This is a genomic window from Mesorhizobium sp. M0166 (genome assembly GCF_040322255.1).
Taxonomy (GTDB): Bacteria; Pseudomonadota; Alphaproteobacteria; order Rhizobiales; family Rhizobiaceae; genus Mesorhizobium.
Genome location: NZ_JAMYTD010000003.1, coordinates 26,737 through 46,712, shown reverse-complemented (window position 1 = coordinate 46,712; position 19,976 = coordinate 26,737). Strand labels below are relative to the sequence as shown.

Genomic DNA, 19,976 nt, shown 5'->3' with positions numbered 1-19,976 from the left:
AAATCGCCAATGTCCCTGAAGTCACGCCTTGCGGCCGACGAGACGCTGTTCACCGCATGGTCAGGCGTGCCGGATGCCTTGACGGTCGAGATACTGGCCAGACAAGGGTTCGACGCGGTTACGCTCGACATGCAGCATGGTGGCCATCACGAGGACAGCGTACTGCGCGGGCTTGTGCCGGTGCTGGCCGCCAACAAGCCCGCTTTGGTGCGCATTCCGGTCGGCCGCTTCGACATGGCCAGCCGCGCGCTCGACTTCGGCGCCGAGGCGGTGATCGCGCCGATGGTGAATTCAGTGGCGGACGCAAAGCTGTTTGCCGCCGCCATGAAATACCCGCCGCTCGGCGAGCGCTCCTGGGGCCCCACCTATGCCTTTCCGCGCCATGGCAAGGGCGATCATGCCGACTGGCTGCGCGACAGCAACCAGCGCACCATGGCGTTCGCCATGGTCGAAACGCGCGCCGCGCTTGAGGCACTCGACGGCATCCTCGACACGCCGGGCATCGACGGTATCTTCCTAGGCCCTTCGGATTTCTCGATCGCCTGGTCGAAGGGGACCACCGTCAGTTCGACGCTGGAGAGCATGATGGAGACCGTCGCCTCGATCGCCGAGCGCACCCGTAAAGCCGGGAAGCATGCGGCGATCTATGTGATGGAACCGGCCATTGCCGGTCGCGTGGTGTCGATGGGCTACCGGCTGCTGGCGATGGGTTCCGAGCATTCGCTGATTTCGCTTGGGGCAAAGACCCTGCTGAACAGCGTCAGGGGCTCAATCGCTTCCTAGAGATCCGTCAGGAATTTCGCGAAGGTCATCGATCCTTCGGGCCAAGGGCCGAAGCCGGAATCTGCGTTGAGATGGCCGGCATCGCCGGCGTCGATGAACAGCGAGCCCCACGCCGCGGCAATGTCCTCGGCGACGCCGAAGGCGCAGAACGGGTCGTTGCGGCTGGCGATCACCACCGACGGAAACGGCAGCGGGTCGCGCGGATAGGGGCCGAAGGTCATCAGGTGCCTGGGCTTTATCTTTGGATTGGCGACATCGGGCGGCGCCACGAAGAAGGCGCCGGCGACCTGCCGCTCAAACCGAGGCAAGGCCTGGATGACCGCGGCGACGCCAAGCGAATGAGCGACGATGACGACCGGCCGCTCGGCCTCGTTGACCGCCTTGGCGACACCGGCCGTCCAATCCTCGCGCACCGGCTTCGACCATTCCGTCTGTTCGACGCGGCGCGCTGTCGACAGTTTCGACTGCCAGCGGCTCTGCCAATGATCGGGGCCGGAATTTGTGTAGCCCGGCACGATGAGAATATCTGCTTCCCTGACTTTCATGGCGCGCATGTAGCGAGAGGCGCTGTCGGGTGCAACCGGGTATAAACTCAACAGCGACACGCAAACGGTCTCTCACGAGCCCGGTTCTGCTCGTTATTGTGAACACCATGTTCGCTTCTTGCACTCTTGTGTGAACGATCGCGATCGATGATCTGTCGCCGGGAAAGAATGGCTGTTCCGAGATTTTGGCACGGACACGGCGTAGAATGATTGATGGCGCCGGGTTCCTCCATTGGAAGCTTGTCGAGCGCCGCTTGAACGGAGCACTTTGATGAGCGAACTGCCTTTTGCCGCGACGACCCCGGTCAGCGTTGCCCGCGTCGGCTTGCGGGCGCGCGAAGCAGAAAATCTCGCTGCCTACTATCGCAAAGTCGTCGGTTTGCAGGAACTGAGCCGCGCCGGCGGCACGATTACGCTCGGCGCAGTCAATCGCCCTTTGCTCGACATCGAAGCGGATCCGGCCGCGAAACCCGATGACCCGCGCAGCGCCGGTCTTTTCCACACCGCCTTCCTGCTACCCAGTCGGGCCGATCTCGGCCGCTGGATCAATCACGCCATCGCCGGCAAGATCGGCATCGAGGGTGCATCCGATCATCTGGTCAGCGAGGCGCTTTATCTAACCGATCCGGAAGGCAACGGCATCGAGATCTATGCCGACCGCCGTCCGCAGGACTGGAAATGGAACGGGGACAAGATCGCGATGGCGACGGAGCGGCTGAACATTCAGTCGGTCGTTGCCGAAGTGCCGGCCGGCGACACCGGCTGGCAGGGCGCGCCGGAAAACAGCATTATCGGTCACGTCCATTTGCGGGTCGGCAGGCCGGAAGAAGCCGAAGCATGGTGGCATCAGGAGTTCGGTTTCGACACCGTGGCAAAGTACGGCGGCGCGGCGGTGTTCCTGTCGTCCGGCGGCTATCATCACCACATTGGCGCAAATGCGTGGCAGAGCGCGGGCGCCGGTCGCCGAGATCCCTCCCGCTCCGGCTTGGCCTGGGTCGAGATGCGTTCGGACAATGCCGCAAGCGAGACCACCCGCGAGGACCCGTGGGGCACAGTGATAAGGACGGTTCCCGGCAAGGCGTAGGCCAATGCATGTCGCGCAAAAGTGTGCAGCGGTTTTGCGATAACGACATGCATAAAAACAAGAATCTAGATTAGAGGTTCGCCTTCTCAAGCAGGCGTCCAAGCATGAGCAGGCCCGCTGGCCATACGCCCAGGCCGGCCTCGTTCCCCATATGGCCAAGATCGCCGGCATCGGCGATATCCGCGCCCCAGGCGGCGGCAAAAGCGGTCGCCTTGTCGAAGGTGACGCGTGGGTCGCTGCGGCTCGCCACCACCAATGTCGGGAAGGGCAGACGCTTCAGCGGCATCGGCGCGAACGGGCGCACCGCGTCGAATGAGGGATCGGCATCCTCGACATTGGTCGCGGCAACCAGGAATGCCGCCGCGACTTTGTCGACTTGGCTTTGACTGGCGCCGGCAGCCCACTTTACCGCCGTCGCCACGGCCAGCGAATGCGCAAGCAGCACGACGCGGCGCGGTGCGGCGGCCACCGCGGCATCCACCTTGTCGATCCAGTCTTCAGGCTTCGGCCGGTCCCACTCGGCCTGCAGCACGCGGCTCGAATTGGGGAACACCTGGCACCAATGCGACATCCAATGATCCGGCCCGGAATTGCCGCGCCCGGGCAGGGCAAGGAAATCGAAATCTCCGGCCGACGAAATCATCAGGCTTCTCCGAACACTCTGCTGAATATCGTGTCGACGTGCTTGGTATGGTAGCCCAAGTCGAATTTCTCGCGGATCTCGGCCTCGGGCAAGGCTGCGACAACGTCCTTGTCGGCCAGAAGTTCCTCAAGAAAATCAGCGCCTTGCTCCCACACCTTCATCGCATTGCGCTGCACCAGCCGGTAGGCGTCCTCGCGCGAAACGCCGGCTTGCGTCAGCGCTAGCAGCACGCGCTGCGAATGCACAAGGCCGCGGAATTTGTTCATGTTCTTCAGCATGTTGTCGGGGTAGACGAGCAGTTTGTCGACAACGCTGGTCAGCCGTGAGAGCGCGAAATCGAGCGTCACCGTCGCGTCGGGCCCGATCATGCGCTCGACCGAGGAATGCGAGATGTCGCGCTCGTGCCAGAGCGCCACATTCTCCATTGCCGGCAATGCGAAGGAGCGCACCATGCGGGCAAGGCCGGTGAGGTTCTCGGTCAGCACAGGGTTGCGCTTGTGCGGCATCGCCGACGAGCCCTTCTGTCCGGGTGAAAAGTACTCTTCTGCCTCGAGCACCTCGGTGCGCTGCAGATGGCGCACCTCGATCGCCAGCCGCTCGATCGACGAGGCGATGACGCCGAGCGTGGCGAAGAACATCGCATGGCGGTCGCGCGGAATCACCTGCGTCGACACCGGCTCGGGCTTCAGTCCGAGTTTCTTGGCCACGTATTCTTCGACAAAAGGATCGATATTGGCGAAGGTGCCGACCGCACCCGAGATGGCGCAGGTGGCGATGTCCTCGCGTGCGTGCACCAGCCGCTCGCGGCAACGCGAGAACTCAGCATAGGCCTGTGCCAGCTTGATACCGAAGGTGGTCGGCTCGGCATGGATGCCGTGGCTGCGGCCGATGGTGATGGTGTCCTTGTGCTCGAAGGCGCGGCGCTTGAGCGCCGCAAGCAGCCCGTCAATGTCGGCCAGCAGGATGTCGCTGGCCCGGGTGAGCTGCACGGCAAAACAGGTGTCGAGAACATCGGACGATGTCATGCCCTGGTGGATGAAGCGGGCATCCGGCCCGACGAATTCGGCAAGATGCGTGAGAAAGGCGATGACGTCGTGCTTGGTGACGCGCTCGATCTCGTCGATCGCTTCGACATCGAACTTCGCCGCCCCGCCTTTCTCCCAGATGGTCTTGGCGGCCTCCTTCGGGATGACGCCGAGCTCGGCCAATGCGTCGCAGGCGTAGGCCTCGATCTCGAACCAGATGCGGAACCGGGTTTCGGGCGACCAGATGGCCACCATTTCCGGCCGGGAGTAGCGAGGGATCATCAGTCGGTCCTGACTTGCGAGAGCATTTGCCCGCGTCCTAACAGAGGCAGGCAAAATGCTCAACGTTGCTGGCGCGCAAACCAGACACTGGCGACAGCGAGCGCAATGAAACCGAGCGGAAAATACAGCCGGATGCCAAGGACGACGAACTGGTAGAGTGCCGTCAACATCGTGAACACGAACTGGAAAACCCAGGTGATGGTAAGCGCGGGTGCATGCCATTGGACGTAGTAGGAGCGGTATTGCAGCCCAAACAGGCCGCCGGTGACGGCGATCGTCGCTGCGAGAAAGCAGACGAAGGCGGCCGCGAGGGCGATCTCCCAGTGGCGTCCGAGCGAGACGAGCCGCGCCAGGAATAGCCCAATCGGGAAAGCCAGCGCACCGCCGGCAGCATAAAGCAGCGAGACGAAGCGGATCTTTGCCGGGGTCTCCCAGTCGTACTGCAGCAGATTGAGCAGCGCGCTGGCGCCCATCGCTATGGCCCACAGCAGCGCGCCGACGGACGCAGCACGCAGCGGCGGTAAAGCGCGGCGGAGACGATGCAAGGCGCGGGTGCGCATGGCCAGGAGCGTCACAGCCGTCCGGTTACCGCGATCCAGCGATAGTCCGGCCCTTCGAAGCCGTATTGGCGCACCGCGATCAGCACGGCATAGGCGCTGAGGCTATCCAGCGAAAATGTCTGAACCGCGCCGATCTGGTAGCCAGTCGGACAGCCTCTGCTTTGCGGGATCGATTTGTCCTCGTGAATAATCCTCGTCTGGCCGCCGTCCTTCGCCTCGATGCGCAGCAGGCGAAAGCCGTTGATCTCGCCCAGGCTCTGGCAGCGTTCGGTGTCATTCATGCCGATCTGGTCGAGCCGGAACTCGAGCGGATCGTCGACCGGCGAGAAGATCGGGCGCGGATTGACCACCATGCGGAAGGGATCGGCAGAAAGCTCGGTCACCGGGTTGAAGCCGGCGGTGATGCCGCGATTTGCCGTGAGTTCCGCCTGACTGACGATCGCTTCGCCCTTTTGCCGGGCCTGCAGCCGCGCTGCGTCCACGGCGGCATTCTCGTCGTCGAGCCGGACACGGATCGGCGAACCCTTCAGGAAACTGTCGTCGGCCGTGTCGATATAATAGCGGTTCGCATGGGGAAATCCCGATCCGTCCTGGACGCCGTATTCCTCGAAGGCAAAGACCCCGCCATCACGGCTGAAGCCGAGGATCTCAAGCCCGGCGACATCGCCTGCGTGGGCGGCGGCCAAAGTTGCAAGCGGGGCAAGCAGGCAGACGGCAAACAGGGCAAGATTTCGCATGGGGCTTCCATTCAGGCGGTCGACGCCGTTAAATTCCTATCACGATGCCGTCAAAAGATCGTGCTGACTGAAACACAAGGTCGATGCATCCAATCCGGCCGTCGTTTGTTATTGTCGGCAACCTCACCGCATCGTGCCTTCCGAAAATCAGGATCGATTTTCGGAAGGCACAGTGCATTGATTCAAAATGTTTAGAGCGTCCTTGCCCGTTCAAAAGGACGCGCGGCGCTCCAAGGGAGACCCCCATGACAGATGCAGCCAAGATTCGCGAACGTATGGAAGTGATCGGCGCCGACGGCGTCCATGTCGGTACCGTCGACAAGGTTGACGGAGATCGCATCAAGCTGACCAAGCGCGACAGCGGCGAGGGCGCTCACAGGGGCCATCACCACTTCATTCCTCTCAGCCTTGTCGCCGAGGTCGAGGGCCAGAAGGTGCGGCTCTCAGCAAACTCGGATGTTGCGGTCACGTTCGAAGAAGAAAAATCCGAACCCACCTGATCAAAAGTCCAGTCTGATTACGGCAAACCCGAATGAGCGTTGCACGATCAGCGCGACGACCAGACCGGGAACAGATCGCCCTCGGCCGGCGTCGCGGCAAAGACGCCGCGGCTGATGGCGCGCGCCATCGTGGCGCCGGCCGCGGCGTAGAGATCGATGGCATCGTTGGGTGCGAGCTCGATGCCGCTCTTGCCCGTTGCCAGCGCGAAGACCAGATCGCCGTCTGCGGGCGTGTGCGTCGGCCAAATGGCACGGACGAAGCCGTCATGCGCTGATATCGCCAGGCGTTTGGCGGCGGCCTTCGTGAGTACCGCATCGGTGGCGATCACGGCGATGGTCGTGTTGGCGCCGGTTTCCGCCTGCCCTGCGGCATGCTTGTCACGGAACTTCAGCACGATCTTTCTGGCATCGTCAGGCACCGGGTGGGGAAAGCCTAAGCCGCCGAACTCGCCGCCGATCTCGAATGGCGCCGCCCAGAAATGGCGGGTGCCTGCGACCGTCACCGAGCCGGTCGGGTTGACGGCGGCGAGCGCGCCGATGGTGACGCCGCTGTCCAGCGCTGTCGAGGCCGAGCCGAGCCCGCCCTTCAGGCCGGAGCTCAAAGCCCCGCAACCTGCGCCGGCAGTGCCGAGCGCAAAGTCGATCGCGGCGGCTTGCGCGGCTTCGTAGCCGAGGTCGCGGTAAGGCGGATACCGGCCCCAATCCTTGTCGCCGCCATTGCGCAGGTCGAACAGGATCGCCGCCGGCACGATCGGCACGCGAAAGCCGCCGACCTCGACGCCGATGCCTCTTTCGCGCAAGGCCGCCTGCACCCCCGACGCGGCGTCGAGGCCAAAAGCCGAGCCGCCCGAAAGCACCACGGCGTGGATTGCGTGGATCGAATTGTGCGGCTCGAGCAGGTCGGTTTCGCGGGTGCCCGGCGCACCGCCCAGGATTTGCACACCGGCCACGGCCGGTTCGTCGCAGATGACGGTGGTCACACCGGATTTCAGCTTGGCGTTCGCCGCATTGCCGACACGCAGGCCGGCGACGTCGGTGATGAGATTGCGCGGACCCGTATGGAACATCCCCGTGCTTGACATCATTGGCTCTCCGCCGGCACGAAACGGCCGCCGTCGAAACGGTAGGCTTGATAAGGATTTTGCGCCAGGTCACCTTTTTCGTCAAAGCGGATCGGTCCGATCGCCGTGGTGAAGTCACGCGCGGTCAGCACGTTAGCCAGCCTCTCGCCGGAGCTTTGCGTCAATGCTGAAGCGGCCTTGGCGATCTCGACCGCGGCATAGGCGGGTAGCGTGTAACCTTCCGGCACGATGTTTTGTCCGGCAAAGCTCTGCAGCACCTTGGGGTCGGCGACATCGGCCCATTCGGGCGGCGCAATCATCAGCGTGCCGACGGCATAAGGCACGTCGCCGAGCGGCGCCCGCAACGCTTCGCCGCCGGCAAACACCATTCCGGTGTCGAGCTGGCCGGCGTCGCGGCCCATAATGGCGACATCATCGCCGTCGCCGCCGGCAAAGACATGCGTTGCGCCGGCTTTCTTAAGTCGGCCGATCAGGCCGATCTGATTGTCGAGCTGCGGCCGGAACGTGTCGACGAACACCGGCTTCAGCGCCGCTTGCTCGGCGGCTGCCCGAAACGTCTCGGCCATTTCGCGGCCATAGATCGTGCCGTCGTCGACGATGGCGAACAGCTCGTTCTGCCATAGGCGGGTGAGGATGGTGGCGACGGCATTGCGCTCGTCGTCGCCGCGCGGCCCGAGACGATAGATCGGCCATCCGGTCTTGGCGCGCCGGTCGGTCAGGCTTTCCGTGCGGACGCCGACTGTGATCACCGGTATGCCGGCATCCTTGAGGATCGGCAGAGCCGCCTCGATTGCGTCGGTGCACAAAAACCCGATGACGACGTTGACCTTGGCTGCGGTGAACTCCCGCGCGGCGGCGACGCCACCGTCGGCCGTGCAGGCGTCGTCGATCGTCTTGATTTCGGTATTGCTCGCTTCAGCCGCCATTGTCGCGCCGGCCTCGATCTGTTTGCCGAGGATCGCCGACGCCCCCGACAAAGGTGCCGCGACGCCGACCAGCAGCGTCTCGGCACTTGCACTACCGGCGACCGAGAGCCAGGCCAGCACCGCTATCGTGGTCGTCCAAGGTCGCATGCGAGCGAAGAATTCCTCTGCACCGGTCGCGTGGTTGCTGGCGCCAATGCCGTCAAGACCTAAAGGCTGGCCAGCTTTGGTGCAACACGCGAATTCTGGATATACGTCAAGCACTTCGCTTGTGGCATGCAATATCCCCCCATATATAACGGTTGGTTCTGACTAGTGGAAAATCATCGGTGCTGAAGAAGAATGACATCGGGCCGCAGGCCTACCGCGACGCGATGGCCCATTTTGCCGGCCATGTACATGTAGTCACCACCGATGGCCCTGCCGGCAGGCGCGGCGCGACGGTGATCGCGGCCTGCTCGGTGTCGGACACGCCGCCGACCATCCTGGTCTGCCTCAATCGTGAAAATCCCAAGAACGAGCCGTTCGTGGAAAACGGCAAATTTGCCCTGAACACGCTGGCTTCGGATCAGGAGCCGCTGTCGATCGGCTTTTCCGGCATTACCGGCCTGCCGGTCGAGGAGCGTTTCGCGTTGGCCGAATGGGATGTGATCTCGACCGGTTCGCCGACGCTGAAGGGCGCGCTCGCCGTCTTCGACTGCGAACTGATCGATACCAAGGATCTGGCCACCCACCGTGTGCTTTTTGGCAAGGTTACAGGTTTGCGCATCGGCGATAATTTGCGGCCGCTGATCTATCACAACCGCGGCTATCACGCTCTGTAGAGGCTTTCAGATGGCCGCGCCCGCGGAGACAGAATGACCGAGTTGAAAACCGCGTCCGGCGCCGCGGACGATCGACGAGACGCTCGATCTGTTGACCCGTGCGGATTATGTGGCGGACCGGTCGCTGGCGACCGTGCTGTTTTTATGCGTTCGGTCGACCCACGCCGGTGGATCGAGGCTGGCGTGAAGCGCGTCGCATGACCACATGTCTCCCAGGGAGAAAATCATGGAACGCAGTATCTATCTCGATGAGGCTCGCGACCCGCTGATCATCGCGGAGGGCTGGATGAAGGACGGCAAGGATGTCGCCATCGCCACCGTGGTCGAGACCTGGGGTTCGGCACCGCGGCCGGTCGGCAGCCATCTGGTCATCGACGCCGAAGGCAATTTCCACGGCTCCGTTTCGGGCGGCTGCGTCGAAGGCGCCGTGGTGACCGAAGCGGTCGACGTCATCGATAGCGGCAAGGCGAAGATGCTGGAGTTCGGCGTCGCAGACGAGACCGCCTGGCAAGTCGGCCTGTCATGCGGCGGCCGCATCAAGGTCTATGTCGAAAGATTGGGTTGATCTCGAATGGATCCCTATGCCCTGAAGACACTCAACGCCGAACGCCGCGCCCGCCGCGCGGCAATCCTGGTCACCGATCTCGGCGACGGCCGCGACCGTGTCGTGCGCGAGGGCGACCGGGTAGCCGGCGAACTCGGGGCGGCCGTCGCCAAGGCATTTCGCACCGGCAATTCCGGTTCGGTCGAAGCTGAGGGGCGGACGTTCTTCCTCAACGTACATCTGCCGCAGCCGCGTCTGGTGGTGATCGGCGCCGTCCACATCAGCCAGGCGCTGGCACCGATGGCCAGGATCGCCGGCTATCCCGTAGAGATCATCGATCCGCGCACGGCCTTTGCCACGCCCGATCGTTTTCCCGATATCGCACTGCATGCCGAATGGCCAGAGGATGTGCTGACGCGTCAGCCGCTCGATAGCTATACGGCGCTGGCTGCTCTCACCCACGATCCGAAGATCGACGATTTCGCGCTGAAGGCGGCGCTCGACGCCGGCTGCTTTTATGTCGGTGCGCTCGGCAGCCGCAAGACCCACGCCAAACGTGTGGAACGCCTGCTGGCTTCGGGGGCGACGGCCGACCAGATCGCCCGCATTCATGCCCCGATCGGCCTCGACATTGGGGCTGCCAGCCCGGCCGAGATCGCCGTCGCGGTGTTGGCGCAAGCGATCCACGCCTTTCGCTCCCGCGGCCTCGAATCCAAAGGCGCGGTCGCGTGAAATTTGGTTCCGTTGCGATCGATGCGGCCGAAGGGGCAGTGCTTGCGCACGCCACCACGGCCGGAGAGCGCCGCTTCCGCAAGGCGCACAGGCTAAGCGCCGGGGATGTGTCCCTGTTGAAGGCCGCTGGCATTTCCGAGGTCGTCGCGGCGGTGTTGGCGCCCGATGATCTCAGCGAGGATGTCGCCGCCGAAAAGATCGCAGCATCCATGATCCATCGCAACATCGAGGCGAAGCCTGCCGCGACAGGTAGGGTCAACCTCCACGCGCAGGCTGCCGGCATGTTCACCGTCGACGCGGTGATGATCAATGCTATCAACGCCGTCGATCCGACGATCACCATCGCGACGCTCGCGCAGCATGCGCCGGTCGAAAAAGGTCAGATGGTAGCAACGGTGAAGATCATTCCGTTTGCGGTCGCCTCCGCTTTGGTCGACGCGGTGGCAGGGATCTGCGCCGGCGGCGAGATCTTTGCCGTCAACGCCTATCAGCCGGTGCGCGTCGGCGTCATCCAGACGGTGCTGCCCGGCATCAAACCCAGCGTGCTCGACAAGACGCTGCGCGTCACCGAAGCACGCCTGGCGCGTTCGGGCGGCAGGTTGGCGGCGGAGCGTCGAACGCCGCATGAAATTATCCCCGTCGCCGAGGCTGCGGCTTCGCTGATACGCGACAACGATATGGTGGTGATCTTCGGCGCCTCGGCGATGGCCGATTTCGGCGACGTCGTTCCCGCTGCGATCGAAAAGGCGGGCGGCACTGTCATCCGCGCCGGCATGCCGGTCGATCCCGGCAATTTGCTGGTGCTAGGCACTCTAGGTGGCAAGCGCATCATCGGTGCGCCGGGCTGCGCCCGCAGTCCCAAGGAGAACGGCTTCGACTGGGTGCTCGACCGGCTGATCGCCGGTCTCGACGTGACCGCCAGGGATATTGCCGGCATGGGTGTCGGCGGGCTGTTGATGGAAATTCCTACGCGGCCGCAACCGCGCGAGCCATTGCCGGCCAAAGCCGAACCAAAGGTCGAGATCGTGCTTCTGGCCGCCGGCCGCTCCAGCCGCATGGGCGGGCCGAACAAGCTCTTGGCGCTCTTCGACGGCAAGCCGCTGGTCCGTCGCACTGCCGAACGCGCGGTCGGTTCGAAAGCCGCGGCCACCATCGTCGTCACTGGCCACCAGCGCGAGCGCGTGCGCGAGGCACTGTCTGGCCTCGATGTGACGTTCGCCGACAATCCGGAATTCGCCGAGGGTCTGTCTTCGTCGCTGAAGGCCGGCATCGCCAAGATTTCCGGCGACGCCGCCGGCGCCATGATTGTCCTCGGCGATATGCCCGGCGTCGCCTCGGCCGACCTCGACAGGCTGATCGAGGCGTTCCGCAGGTCCGAAGGCCGATCGGTGGTGCGGGCCTCGCACGATGGGCGGCGCGGCAATCCCGTGCTGCTGCCGCGTCCGCTGTTTGCCGCGATCGCTCACCTCGAAGGCGATACCGGGGCCCGCCATCTGGTCGAGGCCGAAGGGCTCGACGTCATCGATGTCGAGATCGGCGAAGGGGCAGCCGTCGATGTCGACACGCGCGAGGCGCTGGAAAGCGCCGGCGGCGTGCTGCAGGATTGACAAACCGAAGCCGAAAAACGCATGGCTGAGGCATGGCCTTTCGTTTCTGCTTCCGGTTCCGCTTGCCTCCCTCTGGCCTCCCGGCCCTGCTGATGGCGATTCTTTTGTCGCTCTCTTGCGCCGCCTACGCCAACGCTCTCGAACTCAAACCCTTCAAGGACGATCTGTTCGCCTATCCGGTCACACTCTCGTCCGAGAGCAACGGCGCCTATACGGTTGTCGATTATCGTGAGCTGCGCGACATCAACGCTCGTGACGAAGTGCCTGAGCGTCGTGTGCATGCGCAATACACCGAAACCGGCGTGCGCAAGGTGCAGCAGGATCTCTTGCTGAAGACCGACGCCGGCGATGTCCGCCACATTGCCGTCGGCAAGACCGGGGGCGCCAGCATCATCGTGCTTTATCTGCACGGGCAGGGCGGCAGCCGTAAGCAGGGCACCGACGACTTCACCTTCGGCGGCAATTTCAACCGCATCAAGAACCTGATGGCCGGCAATGGCGGCCTTTATCTGTCGCCGGATTTTTCCGATTTCGGCGACGCCGGTGCCACCCAGGTCGCCGCGCTGATCGACCACTATGCCGAACAATCGCCGAGCGCAAAAATCTTCGTCGCCTGCGGCTCGATGGGCGGCTCATTATGCTGGAAGCTGGCCGCCCGCAATGACACCGGCGGGCGCATCGACGGGCTGCTGCTGCTCGGCTCGCTATGGGATGAGAGTTTCTTCTCAAGCCCCGCATTCAAGCGTCGTGTCCCAGTCTTCTTCGGCCAAGGCAGCAAGGACCCGGTGTTTCCAATCGAGAAACAGGAAGCCTTCTTCCGATCGATTCTGGCCAAGTCGAAAACCTATCCGACCCGCTTCGTCCGCTTCGAGACCGGCACGCACGGCACGCCGATCCGCATGACCGACTGGCGCGGCACGCTCAACTGGATGTTGTCGAAGGCTCCTTAAGGCGCGGTATTGTAGTCGACGACCGTCTGCGGATTTTCCTCGCCGTCATAAGACGCGTCGACATCGTACTGGACCAGGGAAAAATCGCCGTTGCGAAACAGATAGGTCCCCGATGAAGAGGCATCGCCGATGCCACGCCACTTGTTAAAGGTGGTGATCGTCTTGGTCTCTTCGTCGTAATCGGAATTGGTTGCCCAGCCGGAGGTCTGGAAGCCAACTATGGTCATGCCCAGCAATTTGCCGTCGCTGTCATTGTTCTCGTAGCGGATGTCCATTTCAGGTTCGGCGAACTGCAATTGTCTCACGCCAAGCACGTCGTCGCTCATGTAATAGATCGAGTTTTCGTTGTAGGCCGCGGCCGAGCAGGCGAAATGGAAAAGCCGCGTTTCGCTTTCGGGATCGCTGGCAGCCGCATCCTTCTCCTTATAGTGGATCGAGAAAATCTCCGGCTCCTGCGCCAAAAGATCCTTGTCGCACTGGTCGCCATAAGTTGCGGCAAACGCCTTGTTGGCCTGCTCAAGCGCTGCGTCCTTCTTCTGCGGCGGCGGTCCTTCGCCGCAGCTTGCCGGCACGGCATCCTCGAAATCGGCCTTTGAGGGTTTCAGCGCGCCCTTGTCGATGAAGATCGAGCGAAATGGCGGTTCCTGGATCGAGGCGTTGATCTGGCGCAGCGTATAGCAGCCGGCAAAGACATTTTCGCTGCCGTCCTTGGCCGTCGCCAGGATGGCGACCGGAACGCTGTAGTAGATGCTGCCGGCAGCCCCGTCTTCGGATACGCCACCGGTTTTGACTTCGACGGTGTCCGTGCCGTCATAGCCTTTGACGAAGGAATTGAAATCCTTGGCCGGCTTGGTGTCGCCGAAATAGTCCCAGGCGCGCGCGAATTCGTGCCGGCTGATGGCACTATAAAGCGACCGGATGACCGCTTCGGCATTCGACCTGTCGTCGATATAAGGCGCGTCTGCGGCGAGCGCCGATTGGCCGGCAACGGCAAGCGAGATAAAAGCGGTCGCTGCAAAAAAGGCGCGTCTCATCGGGAACCTCCACTCGATGAAAAATCCTATCATATCGATTGCGGCGGCGTGGTGACGCTTGAACAACCCCCTGCGAAAGCGCTACCTCTCGCCGTCGGCAGTCGGGCCGCGTGGAGATTTCTTGTGACCATATCAATGTATGAAGCATCCGTGCCGGTATTTTCGGCGAGACTGAAGGCACTAGCTAATGTGCTGAACATTGCCGAGCAAAATGCGGCTGATCGCAAGATCGATCCGCAGGTGTATCTGACAGCGAGGCTGGCGCCGGACATGTTTGCGCTGACCAGGCAGGTGCAGATTGCCACCGATCACGCCAAGGGCGCGCCGTCGCGGCTTGCCGGGCGTGAGGTGCCAAAATACGAGGATAATGAGGCGAGCTTCGCCGATCTGCAGGCACGCCTCACCAAGACGCTCGACTATCTCTCGACATTTTCGGCGGCCGAATTCGATGGTTCAGATGACAGGATGGTTGAACTGCGGCTTGCGGGACGCGAGGTTTCGATGGCGGGAATGCAGTACCTGCTGCACGCCGCCATGCCCAATTTCTATTTCCACCTGACCACTGCCTACGACATCCTGCGCCACAACGGCGTGCCATTGGGCAAGTCGATTTTCCTCGGATCGCGTTGAGATCCGCTCGTGAGATATCCCGCCGCGGCGTGATATCTCACGGTGCGCTGTTTAGCGCAGGGACATTTCCCTGGCGATGCGCGGGAAATCGGCCGGCTTGACGCCGATATCGGCGCGATCGGCATTGCTCATCGAATGGAGCAGCGCCAGTGCCGCACGATAGCGCAGCTGTTCCCGCGGACGCGGGCGAGCGAACATTTCAGTGAAGAATCCCATGAATTCAAGCCCCGTATTGAACCTCCACGGCCGTCAGTATAGGCAGATCATGACAATTGTGCAGTGCAGCATTCGCATGGCAGCCATGCTGCCCTGATCTTTTTCGACATAATTCGGCTGTGTCGGCGAAACTTCTGCGGTGCTTCGACCGTAGGCCTCAGTGCCGGCACTTGGCCGGTTTTTCCTCGCCATTCCTGGCGAACTTCCGGACTGCATGCACATGCAGTCCGGCTTTTCTGTTAGCCGCAGGGATAACCCCCGTTCGCCGGCATTCTGGGAAAGTCGCCTGGCCTGCCGTCGGTGGGCTTGGAAGCGGGCGGCGCTTTCCTGTATGTTATCGCTTCCTCCTCGCGCAGCCGCGAAAAAAATCCCGCCGGAGAAACTCCATGCACAAACGCCGTCTCGGCCAGACCGATCTTTTCGTGTCGCAAATCTGCCTCGGATCGATGACCTGGGGCCAGCAGAACACCGAGGCGGACGGTCACGCCCAGATGGATCTGGCGTTTGCTCGCGGCGTCAATTTCATCGACACCGCCGAACTCTATCCGATCCCGCCCAAGGCGGAGACACAAGGCCGTACCGAGACAATCATCGGCAATTGGATGAAGGAGAAGCGCAATCGCGACCAGGTGATCATCGCCTCGAAGGTAGTTGGTCGCACCGCCAACACCTGGTTTCGCGGCGACCGCCCGTCCAAGCTGGTGCGCGCCGATATCTTCGACGCTATCGATAAGTCACTCGCCAGGCTCAACACCGATTACATCGACCTCTATCAGATCCATTGGCCGGAACGCGACGTGCCGTGGGGCGCCAATCCGAACCGCATCGGCGCCGTGCCGCGACGCTCCGATACCGCCGGCGTGCCGGAGGGCGAGACGCCGATCGCCGAGACGCTTGCCGTATTCGATGAACTGGTGAAGGCCGGCAAGATCCGCCATTTCGGCTTGTCGAACGAGAATTCCTGGGGCGTCATGCGCTTCATTGCCGAAGCCGACAAGGGCCTCGGCCCGCGCGTCGCCTCGCTGCAGAACGCCTATAATTTCGTCAACCGCACCTTCGAGGTGAACCTTGCCGAAGTCTGCGAGCGCGAGCAGGTGTCGCTGCTTGCCTATTCGCCGCTTGCGCAAGGCTATTTGACCGGCAAATACGATCATGGCGCGCGGCCGCAGGGCTCGCGCTCGCAATTGTTCAACCGCGGCCAGCGCTACGAGACGCCGAATGCTGCCGAGGTGCAGCTCGAATACAACCGGTTGGCGCGCACCTTCGGCATGGAGCCGGCGCTGTTTGCCAATGCCTATGTCTCGAACCGGCCCTTGGTCACCTCGAACATCATCGGCGCCACCACCATTTCGCAACTCGAAATGGCGCTCTCTTCCGCCGACGTGGTTTGGACCGAGGACATGCAGAAAGCCGTCGATGCGATCCACCAGCGTGTCGGCAATCCGTGCCCTTGATGCGTCGGGACGTGGTTGTCCGATCGTCATAAGGAGAGGGGAACAGCCATGGACTTCCGGATCGACGCGGTGCGCGCGAAATTTCCGGCCTTGTCGCTGACCGACAAGGGCCGCAGGCGCATTTATCTCGACAATCCTGCCGGCACGCAGGTGCCGCAGGCGGTGGCGGACGCGGTGTCACGCTGCCTGCTGACCACCAATGCCAACCTCGGCGGCTTCTTCGAGACCACCATTGCGGCACAGGACATCGTGGACGAGGCCCATCTGGCGATGGCGGATTTCCTTGGCGCGGCAAGTCCGCGGGAAATCATCATCGGTGCTAACATGACGACGTTGACCTACCAGATGTCGCGAACGCTCGGCCGTACGATGAAATCCGGCGACGAGATCATCCTCACCCGCATGGACCATGAGGGCAACATCTCGCCCTGGCTGCAACTGGCTGAAGACCTTGGCCTTGTCGTGCGCTGGCTGCCTTTCGACCAGCAGAGCTGGCAGGTCGAGGAGGCAGCACTCGCCGCGCTGCTTTCCGAGAGGACGCGGCTCGTCGCGCTGAACTACGCCAGCAATCTCACCGGGTCGATCAACCGGGTGAAGGCTTTGACCCGCATCGCCAGGCAGGCTGGTGCGCTGGTCTACGTCGATGCCGTCCAGTTCGCGCCGCATGGCCTGATCGACGTCCAAAACCTCGGCTGCGATTTCCTGATCTGCTCGGCTTACAAGTTCTTCGGCCCGCATATGGGAATTTTGTGGGGCAGGCTGGACGTCATCGATGCGCTGAAGCCGTATAAATGCCGTTCCTCGTCCAACGCCTTGCCGGAGCGCTTCGAACTCGGCACGCCGCAAATTGAACTGATGGCCGGCCTGTCGGCGGCTGTGGATTATTTTGCCGAGTTGGGCGCGGCAGCTGGCGCGCAAGGGTCGCGTCGGCGGAAAATCGCCAAGGCCTTCGAAGTGTCAATCGCTTACGAGAACCCGCTGGCGCAACAGTTGATCGACGGTCTGTCGGATATTGCCGGCCTGACCATCCATGGCATCACCGATCCGAAGCGGATCAATGAGCGTGTGCCGACGGTGTCGTTCACTGTCGAAGGCATCGTGCCGGAGACGATCGTGCGGCAGATGAATGCCGAAAACATCTTCCTGTGGTCCGGCCACAACTACGCCTGGGAGATCGTCCACCAGCTGGGCATTCCGGCCGAGCAGGGCGTGGTGCGCATCGGCATAGCTCATTACAACACTTCAGCCGAGATCGACGAGACGCTGGAGAGCGTGCGCCGCGTTGTCGCCTTGCTGAGGCAGGAACGATCCTGAGCGGGCCTCGCGGGCGGATCATCGCTTGTGGGCGTCGCCAAAACCGGTGAGGAAGGCGATGAGATTGTCGCCGAGCTCGTCGCAGAGATAGCCGCCTTCCTGGACGATGACCGTTGGCAGGCCGAGCCCGGCGATCACGTCGCCAATGCGCGAAAAACCAGGCGTGCTCACCGACAGCCCGCCGAACGGATCGCCTTCGAAGGCATCTAGCCCCAGCGCCACCACAAGCGCATCGGGCGAGAAGGCGTCGATGCGCTGGAACGCTGCCGCCAGTGCTTCGAGGAAAGCCGCATCGCCGGATTTGCGCGGCAGCGCCAGGTTGAGATTGTAGCCGAGGCCGGCGCCTTCGCCGCGCTCGTCGGCATGGCCCCAGAAAAACGGATAGAAGCGCACCGGGTCGGCATGCAGCGACACGGTGAGCACGTCCGGCCGGGCATAGAAGATGCCTTGCGTGCCGTTGCCGTGGTGCAGGTCGACATCGAGGATCGCCACCCGCGCCGCCTGCTTGCGCAGAACCTGTGCGGCGACCGCCGAATTGTTGATGAAGCAGAAGCCGCCGGCGACATCGGCAAAGGCGTGATGGCCGGGCGGCCGGCACAGCGCATAGGCGGCCGGCGCCCCCGACATCACCGCCTCGGCGGTTTCAACCGCGCTCCAGGCGCTCCAAAGCGCGCTCTGCCACGTCTCGCCGGAGATCGGGCAGGCGGTGTCGGCCATGTGGTAGCCGGCCTGGCCGACCGCCGAGGCCGGATAGGAGCCGTTCCGCGCGATCGGATGGATGTTGGGGATTACCTCGGCCGAGGCGCCCTCGATGCGCTGCCAGCGCGCGAAGATATGCTGGAGGAAATCGAGATATTCCGGCGTATGCACCGCCGCAATCGGGCCGAGCCCGTGATCCCGCGGCCGTTCGATCGTGCAGCCGGCAGCCTTTGCGCCGGCTAACAATCGCTCGACCCGTTCCGGCTTTTCCGGATTGGGCTGCGGCGCGCCGCTTGAGAGGAACGCCTTCGGGTCGTGGCGCTTCTGTTCTTCGGCATAGAAGGCTTTCATGTTGGCTCCTCCGGTGCATCGGCAAAGGCGAAAAAGGCGTCGCCGACGATCTTCTGCACCTGCTCGTAGCTCGACCAGGCAATGCCCAACCGTTCGTAAAAAGCCTTGGCGGTCTTGTTGTCGGTGTCGACGGACAGCCTGAGATAGACGCCGCCTGCCTTCCGGCACTGCGCCGCAACCCGGCGCAGCAGGCGCTCGCCGATCCTACGGCCACGAAACCGGTCCTCGACATAGAGATCCTGCACATAGACGCCGGGCCGGCCCATCCATGTCGAGAAGGTCGGAAAATACAGGCAAAGCCCGGCAAATTCGCCGCCGACTTCGGCGATCAAGGTCGAGAAGGCAGGCTTTTCGCCAAAGCCGTAGGTGCGGAGATCCTGAGCTGTCGAGATGATCTCCTGATGTGCGCCGACGTGAGCGCTGAGCCGTAAGAGTGCGGCGTGGATGGTTTCGACGTCTTCGCTGGTGCCGGGGCGGATCACAATGTCTCTTGACGGTGGGTTGGTCACGGCCACAACCATCAGAACGCCACGCGGTCGCCGCCCTTGAGCGCCAGCATCTGCCGCGCCTCGGCCGGCGTTGCAACGTCCAGCGACAGCCCTTCGAGCACGCCGCGGATCCGGCGGACCTGGTCGGCATTGGACTTGGCGAGCTGGCGCCCGTCGTAGAGGCTGTCCTCCAGTCCGACGCGGACGTTGCCGCCCATCGCCGCCGCAATCGAGATCATCGGCATCTGGTGGCGTCCGGCGGCCAGCACCGAAAACTGATAGCTGTCGCCGAACAGTTTGTCGGCGATGCGCTTCATGTGGACCAGGTTTTCTGGATCGGCGCCGATACCACCCAATATGCCGAGCACGAACTGGATGAACAACGGTCCCGACACCAGCCCGCGGTCGCGAAAATGCGCCAGCGAATAGAGATGGCCAACATCGTAGCACTCGAATTCGAAGCGCGTGCCGCAACCACGCCCAAGCTTCTCCAGCACCATCTCCATATCGGCAAAGGTGTTCTTGAAGATCGTGTCGCGGGTCGCCTCGAGCAGTTTCGGCTCCCATTCGTGCTGCCATTCGCGCGGCCGGTCGAGCATCGGGAACAGCGCAAAATTCATCGAACCCATGTTGAGCGAACACATTTCCGGCTCGGCCCTGAGCGGCGCGGCCAGCCGCTGGTCGAGCGTCATCAGCGACGATCCGCCGGTGGTGATGTTGATCACCGCATCGGTCGCCTGCTTGATGCGCGGCAGGAACTGCATGAACACCTCGGGGTCGGCGGTCGGCCGCCCATCCTTGGGGTCGCGGGCATGGAGATGCAGGATCGAAGCACCGGCTTCAGCGGCGGCGATCGCGTCTGCAGCAATCTGGTCCGGCGTCACCGGCAGATGCGGCGACATCGATGGTGTGTGCACCGACCCGGTGACGGCGCAGGTGATAATGACTTTTCGCAGCGCCATGGTTCGC

At 62.9% G+C, this 19,976-nt stretch carries 23 protein-coding genes and 1 pseudogene; 12 read left to right on the top strand and 12 right to left on the bottom strand.

What is annotated here, in order from left to right:
• Window positions 1–9 precede the first annotated feature (9 nt).
• Window positions 10–783, top strand: a complete 774-nt coding sequence (locus tag NKJ46_RS04770; RefSeq protein ID WP_352662523.1) for an HpcH/HpaI aldolase family protein — start codon at window positions 10–12, stop codon at window positions 781–783.
• Here NKJ46_RS04770 and NKJ46_RS04765 read toward each other — a convergent pair.
• The gene (locus NKJ46_RS04765; protein ID WP_352663339.1) at window positions 780–1,328 is read right to left on the bottom strand and encodes an RBBP9/YdeN family alpha/beta hydrolase; all 549 of its coding nucleotides are present in this window, start codon (window positions 1,326–1,328) and stop codon (window positions 780–782) included. The genes NKJ46_RS04770 and NKJ46_RS04765 overlap by 4 nt on opposite strands.
• Window positions 1,329–1,599: 271 nt before the next feature.
• Between NKJ46_RS04765 and NKJ46_RS04760 the strand changes: the two genes are divergently transcribed.
• A complete protein-coding gene (locus NKJ46_RS04760) occupies window positions 1,600–2,412 on the top strand; it encodes a VOC family protein (protein ID WP_352662520.1) in 813 nt (270 codons plus the stop codon).
• Window positions 2,413–2,482: 70 nt separating this feature from the next.
• On the opposite strand, the gene NKJ46_RS04755 is transcribed toward NKJ46_RS04760, so the two are convergent.
• From NKJ46_RS04755 to NKJ46_RS04740, 4 genes are read right to left on the bottom strand one after another with little or no spacing between them, the layout of a single operon-like run.
• Window positions 2,483–3,055 (bottom strand): RBBP9/YdeN family alpha/beta hydrolase, encoded by a 573-nt coding sequence (locus NKJ46_RS04755; RefSeq protein ID WP_352662517.1) that lies wholly within the window; start codon window positions 3,053–3,055, stop codon window positions 2,483–2,485.
• On the bottom strand, window positions 3,055–4,362 hold the full coding sequence (gene purB, locus NKJ46_RS04750) for an adenylosuccinate lyase (RefSeq protein ID WP_352662515.1): 1,308 nt from the start codon (window positions 4,360–4,362) through the stop codon (window positions 3,055–3,057). The genes NKJ46_RS04755 and purB overlap by 1 nt, the downstream gene beginning before the upstream one ends.
• Before the next feature lie 59 nt (window positions 4,363–4,421).
• On the bottom strand, window positions 4,422–4,922 hold the full coding sequence (locus NKJ46_RS04745; RefSeq protein WP_352663337.1) for a hypothetical protein: 501 nt from the start codon (window positions 4,920–4,922) through the stop codon (window positions 4,422–4,424).
• 11 nt (window positions 4,923–4,933) lie between these two features.
• Window positions 4,934–5,659 (bottom strand): DUF2259 domain-containing protein, encoded by a 726-nt coding sequence (locus NKJ46_RS04740; RefSeq protein WP_352662512.1) that lies wholly within the window; start codon window positions 5,657–5,659, stop codon window positions 4,934–4,936.
• A 245-nt stretch (window positions 5,660–5,904) separates the two neighbouring features.
• Here NKJ46_RS04740 and NKJ46_RS04735 point away from each other — a divergent pair, with 245 nt between their 5' ends.
• Window positions 5,905–6,159, top strand: a complete 255-nt coding sequence (locus NKJ46_RS04735; protein WP_023674734.1) for a DUF2171 domain-containing protein — start codon at window positions 5,905–5,907, stop codon at window positions 6,157–6,159.
• 47 nt (window positions 6,160–6,206) lie between these two features.
• Here NKJ46_RS04735 and NKJ46_RS04730 read toward each other — a convergent pair whose 3' ends face one another.
• Window positions 6,207–7,226 (bottom strand): P1 family peptidase, encoded by a 1,020-nt coding sequence (locus tag NKJ46_RS04730; protein ID WP_352663335.1) that lies wholly within the window; start codon window positions 7,224–7,226, stop codon window positions 6,207–6,209.
• 14 nt (window positions 7,227–7,240) lie between these two features.
• A complete protein-coding gene (locus NKJ46_RS04725; RefSeq protein WP_352662510.1) occupies window positions 7,241–8,314 on the bottom strand; it encodes a branched-chain amino acid ABC transporter substrate-binding protein in 1,074 nt (357 codons plus the stop codon).
• Between the two features lie 179 nt (window positions 8,315–8,493).
• Here NKJ46_RS04725 and NKJ46_RS04720 point away from each other — a divergent pair, with 179 nt between their 5' ends.
• From NKJ46_RS04720 to NKJ46_RS04700, 6 genes and pseudogenes are all read left to right on the top strand, one after another.
• A complete protein-coding gene (locus NKJ46_RS04720; RefSeq protein WP_352662507.1) occupies window positions 8,494–8,988 on the top strand; it encodes a flavin reductase in 495 nt (164 codons plus the stop codon).
• 33 nt (window positions 8,989–9,021) lie between these two features.
• Window positions 9,022–9,142, top strand: a pseudogene (locus NKJ46_RS34720) (AAA family ATPase); the annotation flags it as partial.
• 72 nt (window positions 9,143–9,214) lie between these two features.
• Window positions 9,215–9,553, top strand: a complete 339-nt coding sequence (locus tag NKJ46_RS04715) for an XdhC family protein (RefSeq protein ID WP_352662504.1) — start codon at window positions 9,215–9,217, stop codon at window positions 9,551–9,553.
• Between the two features lie 6 nt (window positions 9,554–9,559).
• Entirely contained in the window at window positions 9,560–10,264 is a 705-nt protein-coding gene (locus NKJ46_RS04710; RefSeq protein ID WP_352662501.1) for an XdhC family protein, read from the top strand.
• Complete coding sequence (locus NKJ46_RS04705) at window positions 10,261–11,871, top strand: NTP transferase domain-containing protein (RefSeq protein WP_352662498.1); 1,611 nt, start codon at window positions 10,261–10,263, stop codon at window positions 11,869–11,871. Before NKJ46_RS04710 ends, NKJ46_RS04705 begins: the two co-directional genes overlap by 4 nt.
• Window positions 11,872–11,963: 92 nt before the next feature.
• Window positions 11,964–12,821 carry an alpha/beta hydrolase gene (locus NKJ46_RS04700; RefSeq protein ID WP_352662495.1) on the top strand — a complete coding sequence of 286 codons (858 nt, stop codon included), beginning with the start codon at window positions 11,964–11,966 and terminating at the stop codon, window positions 12,819–12,821.
• On the opposite strand, the gene NKJ46_RS04695 is transcribed toward NKJ46_RS04700, so the two are convergent.
• Entirely contained in the window at window positions 12,818–13,855 is a 1,038-nt protein-coding gene (locus tag NKJ46_RS04695) for a DUF1176 domain-containing protein (RefSeq protein ID WP_352662492.1), read from the bottom strand. The two genes, NKJ46_RS04700 and NKJ46_RS04695, sit on opposite strands and share 4 nt — an antisense overlap.
• A 123-nt stretch (window positions 13,856–13,978) precedes the next feature.
• Here NKJ46_RS04695 and NKJ46_RS04690 point away from each other — a divergent pair, with 123 nt between their 5' ends.
• Window positions 13,979–14,485 (top strand): DUF1993 domain-containing protein, encoded by a 507-nt coding sequence (locus NKJ46_RS04690; RefSeq protein ID WP_352663333.1) that lies wholly within the window; start codon window positions 13,979–13,981, stop codon window positions 14,483–14,485.
• Window positions 14,486–14,536: 51 nt separating this feature from the next.
• Here the strand turns inward: NKJ46_RS04690 and NKJ46_RS04685 are convergent, their stop codons facing one another.
• Entirely contained in the window at window positions 14,537–14,701 is a 165-nt protein-coding gene (locus NKJ46_RS04685; RefSeq protein ID WP_023674744.1) for a hypothetical protein, read from the bottom strand.
• 386 nt (window positions 14,702–15,087) lie between these two features.
• Here NKJ46_RS04685 and NKJ46_RS04680 point away from each other — a divergent pair, with 386 nt between their 5' ends.
• On the top strand, window positions 15,088–16,155 hold the full coding sequence (locus NKJ46_RS04680) for an aldo/keto reductase (protein ID WP_352662489.1): 1,068 nt from the start codon (window positions 15,088–15,090) through the stop codon (window positions 16,153–16,155).
• A gap of 48 nt (window positions 16,156–16,203) precedes the next feature.
• The gene (locus NKJ46_RS04675; protein ID WP_352662486.1) at window positions 16,204–17,469 is read left to right on the top strand and encodes a cysteine desulfurase-like protein; all 1,266 of its coding nucleotides are present in this window, start codon (window positions 16,204–16,206) and stop codon (window positions 17,467–17,469) included.
• Window positions 17,470–17,487: 18 nt separating this feature from the next.
• On the opposite strand, the gene NKJ46_RS04670 is transcribed toward NKJ46_RS04675, so the two are convergent.
• Genes NKJ46_RS04670 through kce form a run of 3 tightly spaced genes read right to left on the bottom strand, consistent with a single transcriptional unit; the run spans window position 17,488 to window position 19,969 of the window.
• Entirely contained in the window at window positions 17,488–18,519 is a 1,032-nt protein-coding gene (locus NKJ46_RS04670) for a histone deacetylase family protein (RefSeq protein WP_352662483.1), read from the bottom strand.
• Entirely contained in the window at window positions 18,516–19,040 is a 525-nt protein-coding gene (locus NKJ46_RS04665; RefSeq protein ID WP_352662480.1) for a GNAT family N-acetyltransferase, read from the bottom strand. The genes NKJ46_RS04670 and NKJ46_RS04665 overlap by 4 nt, the downstream gene beginning before the upstream one ends.
• A complete protein-coding gene (gene kce / locus NKJ46_RS04660) occupies window positions 19,040–19,969 on the bottom strand; it encodes a 3,5-dioxohexanoate:acetyl-CoA acetone transferase (protein ID WP_352662477.1) in 930 nt (309 codons plus the stop codon). The genes NKJ46_RS04665 and kce overlap by 1 nt, the downstream gene beginning before the upstream one ends.
• Window positions 19,970–19,976: the final 7 nt, after the last annotated feature.